14 protein-coding genes are annotated in these 12,562 nt (G+C 45.2%); 9 read left to right on the top strand and 5 right to left on the bottom strand.

Annotated features, from left to right (window positions below; translation table 11 throughout):
* Positions 1 to 108: 108 nt before the first annotated feature.
* Genes hflK through AC27K1_RS21315 form a run of 6 tightly spaced genes read left to right on the top strand, consistent with a single transcriptional unit; the run spans position 109 to position 7,063 of the window.
* A complete protein-coding gene (gene hflK, locus AC27K1_RS21340; protein ID WP_487152814.1) occupies positions 109 to 1,167 on the top strand; it encodes an FtsH protease activity modulator HflK in 1,059 nt (352 codons plus the stop codon).
* Positions 1,164 to 2,183, top strand: a complete 1,020-nt coding sequence (gene hflC, locus AC27K1_RS21335; RefSeq protein WP_487152813.1) for a protease modulator HflC — start codon at positions 1,164 to 1,166, stop codon at positions 2,181 to 2,183. Before hflK ends, hflC begins: the two co-directional genes overlap by 4 nt.
* Before the next feature lie 37 nt (positions 2,184 to 2,220).
* Entirely contained in the window at positions 2,221 to 2,427 is a 207-nt protein-coding gene (locus AC27K1_RS21330) for a hypothetical protein (protein ID WP_345195550.1), read from the top strand.
* Positions 2,417 to 3,775: a Na+/H+ antiporter NhaA gene (gene nhaA / locus AC27K1_RS21325; RefSeq protein WP_487152812.1), complete on the top strand. Its 1,359-nt coding sequence runs from the start codon at positions 2,417 to 2,419 to the stop codon at positions 3,773 to 3,775. The genes AC27K1_RS21330 and nhaA overlap by 11 nt, the downstream gene beginning before the upstream one ends.
* 43 nt (positions 3,776 to 3,818) lie before the next feature.
* Positions 3,819 to 6,569 (top strand): aconitate hydratase AcnA, encoded by a 2,751-nt coding sequence (gene acnA, locus AC27K1_RS21320; protein ID WP_487152811.1) that lies wholly within the window; start codon positions 3,819 to 3,821, stop codon positions 6,567 to 6,569.
* A gap of 29 nt (positions 6,570 to 6,598) precedes the next feature.
* Entirely contained in the window at positions 6,599 to 7,063 is a 465-nt protein-coding gene (locus AC27K1_RS21315; protein WP_487152810.1) for a lyase family protein, read from the top strand.
* A gap of 267 nt (positions 7,064 to 7,330) precedes the next feature.
* On the opposite strand, the gene AC27K1_RS21310 is transcribed toward AC27K1_RS21315, so the two are convergent.
* The gene (locus AC27K1_RS21310) at positions 7,331 to 8,041 is read right to left on the bottom strand and encodes a pseudouridine synthase (RefSeq protein ID WP_487152809.1); all 711 of its coding nucleotides are present in this window, start codon (positions 8,039 to 8,041) and stop codon (positions 7,331 to 7,333) included.
* A 281-nt stretch (positions 8,042 to 8,322) separates the two neighbouring features.
* On the opposite strand from AC27K1_RS21310, the gene AC27K1_RS21305 reads away from it, so the two are divergent.
* Entirely contained in the window at positions 8,323 to 9,009 is a 687-nt protein-coding gene (locus tag AC27K1_RS21305) for a hypothetical protein (RefSeq protein ID WP_487152808.1), read from the top strand.
* A gap of 567 nt (positions 9,010 to 9,576) precedes the next feature.
* On the opposite strand, the gene AC27K1_RS21300 is transcribed toward AC27K1_RS21305, so the two are convergent.
* From AC27K1_RS21300 to AC27K1_RS21285, 4 genes are all read right to left on the bottom strand, one after another.
* Positions 9,577 to 10,020, bottom strand: a complete 444-nt coding sequence (locus tag AC27K1_RS21300; RefSeq protein WP_487152807.1) for a transposase — start codon at positions 10,018 to 10,020, stop codon at positions 9,577 to 9,579.
* A 3-nt stretch (positions 10,021 to 10,023) separates the two neighbouring features.
* Positions 10,024 to 10,344 (bottom strand): IS110 family transposase, encoded by a 321-nt coding sequence (locus tag AC27K1_RS21295; RefSeq protein WP_487152806.1) that lies wholly within the window; start codon positions 10,342 to 10,344, stop codon positions 10,024 to 10,026.
* Positions 10,345 to 10,469: 125 nt separating this feature from the next.
* A complete protein-coding gene (locus AC27K1_RS21290) occupies positions 10,470 to 11,207 on the bottom strand; it encodes an SH3 domain-containing protein (protein WP_487152805.1) in 738 nt (245 codons plus the stop codon).
* Positions 11,208 to 11,279: 72 nt separating this feature from the next.
* Positions 11,280 to 11,678 carry a hypothetical protein gene (locus AC27K1_RS21285; protein ID WP_487152804.1) on the bottom strand — a complete coding sequence of 133 codons (399 nt, stop codon included), beginning with the start codon at positions 11,676 to 11,678 and terminating at the stop codon, positions 11,280 to 11,282.
* A gap of 163 nt (positions 11,679 to 11,841) precedes the next feature.
* Between AC27K1_RS21285 and AC27K1_RS21280 the strand changes: the two genes are divergently transcribed.
* Both AC27K1_RS21280 and AC27K1_RS21275 read left to right on the top strand, forming a co-directional pair.
* Entirely contained in the window at positions 11,842 to 12,309 is a 468-nt protein-coding gene (locus tag AC27K1_RS21280; RefSeq protein WP_487152815.1) for a reverse transcriptase domain-containing protein, read from the top strand.
* A gap of 8 nt (positions 12,310 to 12,317) precedes the next feature.
* The coding region (locus tag AC27K1_RS21275; protein WP_487152803.1) for a group II intron maturase-specific domain-containing protein at positions 12,318 to 12,562 on the top strand (245 nt) is incomplete at its 3' end.

Below are 12,562 nucleotides of genomic sequence, written 5' to 3'. Positions count from 1 at the left end.
AAAATATTTGCCTACAATAACCGATCACTCCTTGTAAATATTGCTTATGCTCCAATACTAATGAAGTTAGATGGAAACTTTTTCGTCTAAATTAGGGAGGTATATATCATGTCCCAAAATAATGACCCTCCAGGAGATCCTTGGGGAGGCAATAATAAATCACCTCCAGACCTTGAACGATTCCTAACCCAAAATTTCGATCATTTAAAAAAGCTTCTCCCCGGTGGAAGTCCCGCCAGTTTCTTTATCATCTTTGTAATAATTTTGTCAGGCTTTTCAGTCTGGACTGCAATCTATACCGTCCCAAGTGATTCCGTAGCGGTCGTACAACGTTTTGGTAAATATGTGCACGAAGTGCCGCCAGGCCTGCATCTTAAATTTCCCTTAGGCATTGATGCCGCAACCATTGTTCCCGTTAAACGCCAGCTCAAGCAAGAGTTTGGATTTTCTACGCCCGGTGCGACAGACCCTTACCAAACCTCACGAACCTATGATCACGGTCGGGAAACGCAAATGGTGACCGGCGATCTAAACGCGGGGCTTGTTGAGTGGGTCGTGCAATACCGAATATCCAACCCCGTTAAATTCCTGTTCGAGGTGAGGGAGCCGAGTGAAACACTACGATACGTTTCAGAGTCGGTTATGCGCGAAGTTGTGGGTGATCGCACTGTTGATGAGGTGATCACCGTTGGTCGCCAGGATATCGAGTCTGAGGCGTTAACCAAGATGCAGGAACTATCGACTAAGTATGCGATGGGTCTCAGTATTGATCAGGTTCAGCTAAAAAATATCAATCCGCCAAAACCTGTTCAAGAGTCTTTTAATGAAGTTAACCAGGCGCAACAGGAAAAAGAAAAACTGATTAATGAGGCTCGTCGAGATTACAACAAGGTTATCCCTCTGGCACTGGGTGAAAAAGATCAACGGATCCGTGAAGCAGATGGTTATCGATTAAAACGCATAAACGAAGCCGAAGGCGATGCGGCTAGATTCAATGCGCTTTATGCGGAATATATAAAGGCTCCTGAAGTTACCAAGCGTCGTATTTACATCGAAACCATGCAGGAAGTGTTACCGAAGGTTCGCTCCAAAATTATTATTGATGAGCAAACCAGCAATTTTTTACCTCTGCTTAATCTGGATGGCAAGACAGGAGGAAAACAATGAGATCTCTAAATATATCGTTATTGATCGGTCTAACTGTGCTTGTTGGGGTTAGTCTAAAAAGTGCTCTTTATACTGTGAGTGAAGTTGAACAAGTCATTATTACCCAGTTTGGTAAACCCGTGGGAGATCCCGTTGTCGATGCCGGTCTAAATATAAAAATGCCTTTTATACAAGCGGTTAATGCGATCGATAAACGGGTTTTGGAATGGGATGGCGATCCGTCCGATATGCCAACCAAAGATAAGCTCTACATTTCCGTTGATTTGTTTGCTCGCTGGCGAATTGTTGACCCTTTGCAGTACTTTCTAAGGTTGAGAGATGAGCGAATTGCACACTCTCGGCTCGATGATATTCTAGGCAGTGAAACGCGCAATGCAGTAGCAAAACATGAGTTGATAGAAATAATTCGAACAACCAAAGATCGAGAGCCATTGCTGGCTGGGATTTTGGATGGTGCCGATTCTGACTCGGGTGTGGGGCAGCTGTTGCCAATTCATAAAGGGCGAAAACTTGTGGAGCAAGAGATATTTTCAGCGGCATCAGAAAAGGTCAAAGTTTTTGGTATAGAACTTCTGGATATTCGATTTAAACGAATCAACTACAACGCGAGTGTCAGACCAAAAATTTATGAACGAATGATTAGCGAGCGTCGGCAGATTGCTGAACGTTTTTTATCAGAAGGCAATGGCGAGGCGGCGAGGATTAGAGGTGACCGAGTCAGAGAACTCGACAAAATTCAATCAGAAGCTTATCAACAAGTAGAAGAAATTCGCGGCTTGGCAGATGCAAAGGCAACAGAGATTTATGCGCTCGCTTACAATCGAAGTCCTGAGGCTGCGAGTCTCTATGAGTTCACCAGAAGCATGCAATCTTATTCTACGGTTATCTCAGAAAACACAACATTGGTTTTATCGACGAATAGTGACTTATTTAAATTTCTAAATGGGATTCAAGCCAAAAATCTTAAACAGCAAAACGCTATGCAAAGTCAGAATGGGTCTAAGCGCAAGCAGTAACGATCCGATCCTATTTAAACAAACGGATTCAGCGATAATGAAAAACGATAATTTAGCCAAGATGAAAAAATATGGCATTACTTGTGAGCAGGTAAACATTTACCACTATAAACAGTATCAATATGGAGAACTTGAAGACGCCATCAATTATGCAAGGGCTGATCAATCTAATCCCGATGTCAATTTTGCATTGAATGGCGAGGAAAGAACACCATTATCTCAAAGTGGGAAAGATGAATCGTAAATTGATGAATGATAAGCGGGGCCATCCAACGCAGTTGCCAAAAGAGCATATTGATTGGGTGGTTCAACCCATCACTCGTTTTATTAAAGTTGAAGCAGCTGCAGGAGTAGTATTGCTGCTATCTACCCTATTGGCATTATCGTTAGCAAACTCACCGCTGCGAGAATTGTTTAATAGCTTATGGCATGTATCGCTTGGAATAAATATAGGTACTTTGGCGTTTGAGCGCTCGTTGCATGGCTGGATAAATGATGCGGTGATGACGCTGTTTTTCTTTTTAGTTGCGTTAGAACTCAAGCGAGAGCTAGTGCTTGGAGAATTGCGTAATCCACGCCTTGCTATGTTATCTATTTCCGCTGCAGTAGGCGGAATGTTAGTGCCCGCTCTGATTTATCTTTTTTTTCAGTACGGTGAGCTAGGTCAACATGGCTGGGGAACCGTTATGGCGACGGACACGGCGTTTGTGATTGGTTGCATAGCACTGTTGGGCACGCGAATTCCTAAGAGCTTGAGAATATTCATGTTATCACTAGCCGTAGTTGATGACATCGGTGCCATTATCGTCGTCGCCGTGGGTTATGGCAGTGACATTAATTGGCTAGCCATTGGATTCGCGTTACTCGGATTCATCGTTGTTAAAGTCATGGCATTTATCGGCATCCGCAGTATGGTCTTGTTCATTATAGTGGGAATTATGATCTGGTTGGCGGTTGATGCATCAGGTATCCACCCGACAGTCACTGGGGTCATTCTGGGGCTAATGACCCCAACAACAAAATGGATAAGCGATGACCGCCTACACACTATTATGGACTGCGTCGTGGCTTATCCACCGGGTGAGCATTGGAGTGGAGATACGCTTGATCGTAAAGCATTGAAAACGGCTGAAGCGGCTGCACGTGAAGCACTGGCACCGGTAGAGCGTTTAGAGATGATGCTTCACCCTTGGGTGGGGTTTGTTGTGATGCCCTTGTTTGCCCTTGCTAACGCGGGGATACCATTCACAGGAATAAACATTAGTTCTCCAATCAACATGGCGGTATTTCTTGGTTTTGTGATAGGCAAACCGTTAGGTGTCTTCTTGTTCAGTTGGGTTGCGGTTCAACTGCGATTCGCTGTTTTGCCACCCAATTTAAATTGGCGAATGATCCTCGGTGGCGGCATGTTGGCAGGTATCGGCTTCACTATGGCGCTTTTCATTGCCAACTTGGCTTATTCCCCGGAACAAATTAATGCCGTGAAACTTGGAATTCTCTCGGCGTCTATTTTCTCCGCTTTATTGGGTTGTCTGGTGATACGGTATTTTTCGGTATCGTCTAACAATGCAGATGTGGCGCACGCTTCCTGAAATACGCAGGGTAAGCAAGTGCGCAAACTTTAGGAGCACTAACATGATGCCTACAACGAAAAAACGATGGAGGGAACGTTACTTAACTAAGTTGGAGAAAAGCACTTGTGAAAAGACGTTTTGGTCTTTAAAGAAATTGGCGCAGGATTTTGACTTTGTACTGGGTGAACAGCCTTTTGTTACGAGACTATTTTTAGAAAACGTCATGCGGAACTTTGAAAGTAATGCCGGCAAGGAAAACATAGCATCCTTGCAGACTTTGATTAAGGCGTTGAGCTCCGGTGATTACTCAAGTGATTTTGAATTTCAATTCTATCCTGGCCGAGTGCTTATGCAGGACTATACGGGGGTACCTGCCCTCGCTGATCTGGCAGCAATGCGTGACACTTTGTTTGCTAAAGGAGGCAATGCAGAAAAGATCAACCCTAAGTGCCCCGTGGATCTAGTGATCGATCACTCTGTTATAGTCGATGAAGCTGGTCATGCCGGTGCGCTAGAGCATAACCGGCAACGTGAAATGGAACGTAATCAAGAACGTTATCAATTTCTAAAATGGGCTCAGGGCTCTTTCGAAAATCTTACCGTTGTTCCGCCAGGCAATGGCATTTGCCATCAAGTTAACCTCGAATATTTTGCTCAGGTGGTAAACGAAAAAGACGGCGAGCTCTTTCCTGATACCTTAGTGGGAACTGACAGTCATACGACAATGATCAACGGGCTTGGTGTGCTTGGTTGGGGAGTGGGCGGCATTGAGGCTGAAGCGGTTATGTTGGGGCAACCGCTTAGCTTAAACGCCCCCATTATTGTTGGCGTAAAGTTAGAGGGTGAATTAACCCCTGGAGTGACAGCGACTGACTTAGTGCTCAGTATTACTGAAATCTTAAGAAATTACGGTGTGGTCGGTAAGTTTGTCGAATTTCATGGCGCTGGTGTTAGCGCTCTGAATGTTGCCGATCGAGCTACTATCGCCAACATGGCGCCAGAATATGGTGCCACTTGTGCGCTGTTTCCAATTGATGCAAAAGTGATCGAGTATTTAACCTTAACGAATCGCCCTGCGTCATTAGTTAAACGAGTTTATGACTATGCTGTTGCACAGGGATTGTTTTACGACACAGATCATGAAACAAAATCGCCCATTTATAGTGAATGCTTAGCAATTAATTTGCATGACATTGTTCCGAGTGTTGCTGGCCCCAAGCGTCCACAAGATCGGTTGCCACTTGCGGCCATCAAACGTAAAACGCTGGAAGAAATTGAGCTGTCCGGGCATGCTTTGCCTGTTGAAATTAAACAAAGACAGTCAGAATTTAATCAACGCCAGTCACAGTTAATAGATGGTGATATTGTGATTGCCGCCATCACCTCGTGCACCAATACATCTAACCCCGGCGTTATGTTGCTTGCTGGCTTGCTGGCTAAGTCAGCAGTCGAGAAAGGCCTCACCGTTAACCCTCATGTTAAAACATCACTTGCACCAGGCTCTCAGGTAGTTGCTCGATACCTTGATTCGTCAGGGTTGCAAGCCTATCTTGATCAGTTGGGGTTTCAACGGGTCGGCTTTGGCTGCACAACCTGTATTGGCAATTCAGGTCCTTTAAACGACGATCTTGAATCAGTCATTAAGCAGGGTAATTTGCAAGTCAGTGCGGTGTTGTCCGGGAACCGGAATTTTGAAGGAAGAGTTCACCCTGCTGTTCGGCTCAACTGGCTGGCTTCGCCGCCGTTAGTCATCGCCTTTGCATTGGCAGGACATACTCGCATCAATTTTGACATCGAGCCTTTAGGTGTAGATAAAGAAAATAAGCCTGTTTTTTTACGCGATATATGGCCACAAAATTTCCAACTTGAGCAGGCGATGTTAGCGGTCAATCAAACACTTTACGCTCAGTCTTATACAAACATATTGCAAGGTGATCAGCTTTGGAATGACTTACACGTAGAACAAACAGTCTGCTTCCCATGGAACTCGGCATCGACTTATATCCGAAAGCCGCCTTTTTTAGATAGGAAGGATAAACCTGGTGCCGTTGTTGGGGCAAAAATATTAGCGATACTGGGTGACTCCATTACAACGGATCATATTTCTCCCGCCGGTCAAATTAGTATTGATAGTCCCGCTGGTGAATATTTATCTAAACAAAACATTATGCCAGAGCAGTTTAACAGCTATGGCTCACGTCGTGGCAATCATGAAGTTATGGTGCGAGGCACCTTTGCGAATAAGCGTCTGAAAAATAACATGGCGACGCCCATGGAAGGTGGGTTTACACGCCTGTCCAATGACTCTTCCAAAGGGCTGAATCCGACTGAGCCTGTGTCCATTTTTTCGGCTAGTCAGTATTACACAGACAATAATATTCCTGTGGTTATTTTTGCAGGTAAAGAATATGGCACGGGATCAAGCCGGGACTGGGCTGCGAAAGGATGCTTACTATTGAACGTAAAAGCCGTCATCGCAGAAAGTTTTGAACGCATTCATCGCAGCAATTTGGTGGGGATGGGTATCATGCCATTGCAACTCCTACCCGAAGTTAGGCTCAATGATTTGAAATTGCTTGGCGATGAGAGCATTACTATTCAATGGCCGGTTGATTTAGATGAACAGCAACTGGAACCCAAGCAACGGCTGTCATTGGTAATCACAAGCGTTCCTCCATCAGTCAGCCAGAGCGTAGCGCCTGCAAATCAGACTACCTCCGTTATTTTAAGAATCGATAACTCTCGAGAGCTTGACTACTTTTTTGCTGGAGGCGTCCTGCCCTACGTCGCTCAACAATTTATTGGCCAATAGTTAACAACCCGAGATAGGTGGGCGATATCATGAGCACTAAAAAGTCGAAGAAAAAACGCAAAGTAGCTCCATTGGAAATCCAACAGGGCGATAGTGCTGAAAAAGTCGCTGTCAACAAAGTTGGCGAGCTTTGGGGCAAACAAACTCAGCTCTCGCTAAAGTATTTTGCTATCGGAAAGCACACCTTCGAAAACCACTTTATTGATGCCCTGGTTTCAATAAAGCGTGCCTGCGCGCAAGTCAATCATAGGTTCGAACTCATCAATAATGATCAGCTTGGTGCGATTGTTCATGCCTGTGACGCGGTTATTAATGGCGAGCACTACGATCAATTTCCATTACGAGTTTGGCAAACAGGATCGGGCACACAAACCAATATGAATATCAATGAGGTCATTACGTCACTGGCCAATACCTATATGCGCGCGAACAATCCAAAGGGTAATGCCAACGATGCTGAGCTCTTACACCCCAATGACCATATTAATACCTGACTACCACCATCCCTCAGCTCTCTTGTAAGACTATCCAGATACCACGCGAGATAGAGGGCGAATAAGCATCTTCGCCCTGACACCTTAAAATTGAATCAGCCGCTCTTATCGCCCACCCGTCAAGAGTTTCAGAGTATTAGCCTCTACAGTGGCTGATGAATGGTGGTAATCAGGTACACCTAACGGGCTTAGGGTTCCCGGTTGAGTGTCAGATCGGTTTAACATCAATCAATCAACCAGCCGGCCCTGCCCCTTGCACACATCCATTCAACAACACGCGTTTAACGCCGTCTCTTCCGGGGTCAGTAACCGGCTAAGGCCCTGCTCAAGATCACCCAGTTCAATAGGGCCCACAGAGACCCGGTGAAGCGCCAACACCTGGTTTCGAAAATAGCCAAACATGCGTTTCACCTGGTGATACTTGCCTTCAATGATCGAGAGCCTGGCGGTGTACGGGGAGAGAATCTCTAAACTGGCGGGCTGAGTAGTAATGTTTTCGTACGCAAAATAGACCCCTTTCCGAAAGACTGCAATATACTCATCGGTTAATGGCTTAGCCAATGTCACCTCATAGGTCTTGGCAAGCTTGGTCTCGGGTAAACTGATCTTGCGGGACCACGCGCCATCGTTGGTCAATAACACCAGACCCGTAGTATTCAAATCCAGCCGACCCACAATGTGAAGTTCGCCCTTCTGGGGGTGTTGAATCATATCCAGCACGGTGCTGTGTTGACTGTCTTTCGTGGCACTGACAACCCCTTTGGGTTTGTTCAGCATGATATAGACGGGCTGTTTATTATTTAAGCAGTGACCATCCAGTACGACATGGGTGAATTCAGTCACTGTCTGTTGAACGGAATGCGCCTCATGCCCATCTAGCAATATACGTTTTTGCGCTATCAGGTAACGTGTATCCGACATCGAAAAAGCACTGTGTTTGCTGATAAAGCGATCGAGTCGGTAGGTTTTGGATTTCATGAAATAATGATAATTCGATTTAGCTTCAGATCAATAACTATTGGATTGAGCAAATTTAAAAACTCACGTCGTTTGCGTAACTTTCTCTATCAACGAGGTTTTCATATTGTGTCATGTTAAACCTTGCGGCAAGGCAGCAATCTCATTGAGTGAATTAGTCACTAAAACGGTGGGTAGACTCAGGCAATCGATGGCATATTTGTTAGGGATATTGGCTTTACTGTTAGATAAACCATGGAGTTTTACTAATACACTAAGTCCAATATGCATAAGGACAATTTATGAAGCCAATACGTCAGCCGACTACTTTACACACCCAAAATCAGCTTAAACCTGAGCTGGTTAAAACACATCATGAATCTGATGATGAGGTTGAAATTACTAATGCGCAAATAACAGAAGCATTTGGTAGGGAATTGACTTTTTCATACACTCCCGAATTTCCTTATAATTATAATGGTTGTTGCTGCTTAGTCGTTTCAACAAGACCCCTTCAACAGCGCGTTATTTTTACATACTACTTTCCTTGCGGCTATATACCCCTTAAGAAGCCTGGCAATTATACTTATATATTTAGATTTGATGAAGACCACCAAGCAAGATTACATAAAGCAAAAAGTCCACTTAATCCTCACATCCACTACAACGTTCACATAAAAGACATTAAATCATTTTTTTATTCTTCATACTACAATCCCGAACTTACTAGAATACGACTACAGCATCTAATAGAGTCAGCCCTCTATTTTCGAGAACAAACCAGCTCTAGCGTAACACTTAACAGTAAAAGTTATACTGCAACAAATAAAGTAGTTAACCCCTTCACTATTTTAAACGAATATTCTTTATGTGATCGAGTAGTTCTATCAATAAAGCCTTATATCCATCATTACTTACAAAAAGCATACTCTTATCTAACAGGGCAAGATTTACAAGTACACTACACTATCCAAAGTGTGCTGGAGTAAAATGTTTCTATGGCCTTTATGTACACGAATGTAGGAGTTACCGACAAATTGTGGGGCTCAGAAGGGGATCTATTTGACGCACTTGTTGATATGACTCCCGCAGTCAAGCAGGATTTATTGGTTTCATTCGAGCAGCATTTTCATCAATACCCATTCTGACAGTGGAGCCTGAAACAACGACGGCTGGCAAGCTGATATGCGTGGACTGATTACCACTTTTCATGTATCCGTCGTGTGAATCAGCCTCTCTCTAGGAACGAGGACTCGGCAACTAATGCCTTACCTCCTAACAAGGGCGAGGACTACGCACCGACCGGGGCTGCAACATCAGAACGGGTAAACCTCCAAAACTGTCACAATGCTGATGTATCGATTATCAGTGGACTCGTGTTAACGTCGTTTGTGGTAACCCCTTTGTTACTATCTCCCACATAAAGGCAACCAGTTCACGGGCGATGGCTACAACGACGATATTCTTGTTTTTATATCGACGGGTCAGATCCCGATACCGTTTACAAAGCCTGAGCAGGGCTCGCCAGGCAATTTCCTTGACGGAATCAGGCCCAGTCAGGAAAACAGCTGTCCCGAATTTTCAAACCGCTTGAAGCCGATAATTTCAGAAACCATGGTCATTGCAGTGATCTGTCGTACGCCTTTGAGCGCCTGCAAGGCTTGCACAACAGGGTATCGTGACCATTTTGGCAGATACTCACCTATCTGTTTTTCCATGAATGCCAGCTGGCTTTGCCGGTATTCAATGGTATCCATGTACTGTTTCAGTACAACATTCTGGGCAGTAGTGGAGAACATTCGCTCAGATAGCCAGTGCCAGTGATGTCTGCTCCAGCCTTTACCGTGGTAAACCTGATCATGTCTTAACAGAAAGCTGTTCAGTCGCTGTTTGGCGGCTTTAAGGTCGTTGACGAAATCGGTGCGGGCTCGAATCAGGTCACGCATGGACTCATCTTCGACATCCGGTACATAAACCTGTGCAAGGTCTGCATTCTTCAAGGTTTATGCAATCGTACGTGCATCACGTCGGTCGGTTTTGATTTTGTCCTTAGGCTGCCGGGAAGGCGCAGCCACAATACAGTGAAATCCTTTGGGCGTTAGATACCGATACAGCCAGTAGCCATAAGGCCCGGCTTCATAGGCAAAGAACAGTTTTGATGCCTTGCTTTGCAGTCGTCGGATCAACCGGTCAATATCTCGAGGTAATGTAGCAATGGTGCCGTAATCCTGAACCGTATCCTCACGCTCACTGCCGATATAGGCGACGGCTGTGGATGTCTTGTGAGTATCCATTCCGACGAACAAGGTGCTATCTTTACTCATCGCTGGCCTTCGATCATTTTCTCAGGCTTGCCTGATGCGGCTCTGGTGAAAGCTAGCCCGCGCTTTATTCGGAGGCCAGCTCTTACCGGTCAGCGGGAGTCATTATGTCTAGGTGCGTGGTTGAATTAAGATGACCATTCTCTATTTTGCAAGACTACTCTGTAGCCATCTAAATCTTCATATGTTTTGCCGGAAACACCCCAGTAATCGTTGTAAGGTTCTACTTCAGTAAAGCCTGCACTGCTCATTTTTTGGCAACTGTCTTGCCATTCCCCTGAATCAGTGAAGTAGAAAACAAGCAAATTATCTTTGGTAGGAGCTTTGCCAACTTCAGTGCCTACATGATGCGTAAATTCAAGATGATAGTTGTGATTTCTATGGCCAATGATTGAACCATCAAACCCATTGTGACCAACGAACTCTCCCAGCAGCTCAAAGCCAAGGCCATTGACATACATTTGTGTTATTTCTGGTAAATTATCTGTTGGTCTTGCCACTCTCATTTTGGCTGTTTTTGGGATCATTTTTGCCTCTACTCCGTAGTTTTTAATGGAACCCAAACATAATTCATCGGAGTTTTTTACCCATACCCATTCATTCAGTTCATGGAGTACAAGCAATTTTTCTCCGACTGTTGTATCAAGTTCCTTTGCGCTGTAATTTTCGATAGCAATACCATGACCAGAATAAACTTTAATATATTGCTCCGGAGCCCATCCTTCATTTCCATCCTCTGTTGTTACTCTCAGCCAGCCTTCATACTCTTCATCTTGCCGGCCCACCAAGAGTAAATCCCCTTTATCAAATGAGATTGGATTTGGATAATTCGATTTATGACTTTCGATTACTGTTATTGTTTTCATATTGGTAGAAGCACATAACCGCTCACTAATGACGGGCGGCGAAGCCGTCCCGACCATTGGGTTGTTATGTACTTAGTTGGGTTTGTTGGGGAGAAGTTGGCATACAAGCAAGGTGAGTTGTTCAAACTGTTCACGGTTTTCTTGTTGGTAGCCGTCAACTTTTTGGTCAAGCGACTCTACTCTTTGGTCTATCGACTCTACTCTTTGGTCTATCGACTCTACTTTTTGGTCAAGCGACTCTACTTTTTGGTCAAGCGACAATACTTTTTGGTCAAGCGACAATACTTTTTGGTCAAGCGACAATACTTTTTGGTCAAGCAACTCTATTTGCCGCTCATGCTTTACGCTATGCAAGAACAACTTTTTAATGCCGTCTTGGGTATTTTTAACGCTGATTTCTATGCTGCCAAGACGTTCGTTGGTTTCACTTGTTTGATATTCCAGTGTGGTGACTCGCTGTTCAAGACTCATGGCTACCTCCGCACTAAGGGAGCAGATAGACTAGCAGATGAAACTGGATGCAGCACATAACGCCCCCATCAATTGCTGCCGCAGGCGGTCGCTTGCATGGTGTTACCACCACTTCTAAATGATCATTTTTCACCAGTTTGAGATGTCCGGTTTTCAACAATAACTGTTTGACCCGGCGTTTTCCAACAGCAGCTTTGGTTTTCGCCCACACCGCTCGGCACACGACGCTGTGCGCCAACTCAGGCAACATATCAAGAACGGCTGTCAGGTGGCTGTTGATGTCGATCTCAAGCAATTTTTTGACAAAGTCAACCACGATGCCCTGATGGTGCGGATTGCCCGCAAAGTCAGGGATAAACGACTGCTGAAATTGATAGGAGCCTACCTGCGTGCTGGCGCACTGGTCGATGGGGTGATCCAGCCAACCCGCCTGGGAGTGCCGCAAGGTGGTCCGCTTTCGCCGTTACAGGCCAATATCATGCTGGACGATCTGGATAAAGAGCTGGAAAGACGAGGGCATCGTTTCGTGCGCTATGCCGATGACTTCGTGATTCTCGTTAAAAGCCAGAGTGCCGGAGAACGGGTGATGCACAGCATAACGCGTTCAAGTGCCGCTGGGGTATCAGTATAGCGAAACGCATGGGGCTTCTTGACCATTATCTGCGCGGTTGGATGGGCTACTTTGCCCTGCCCGAACATTACCGGTCGCTCCCGAAGCTTGACGAGTGGATAAGGCGTCGCATTCGATGCTGTTTTCTGAAACAGTGGCGCTATCCCCGGACAATTGTCCGCAAGTTAGTCAGTCTGGGAGTGAACCTGGAACAGGCCGTGATGCTGGCAGGAAGCAGCAAAGGTCCCTGCCGACTGTCGAAAACCTACGCTGT

The organism is Kistimonas ophiarachnellae (assembly GCF_057552235.1).
Note: the sequence above shows the minus strand (reverse complement) of the source record. Positions and strands in the feature narration are given on the sequence as shown.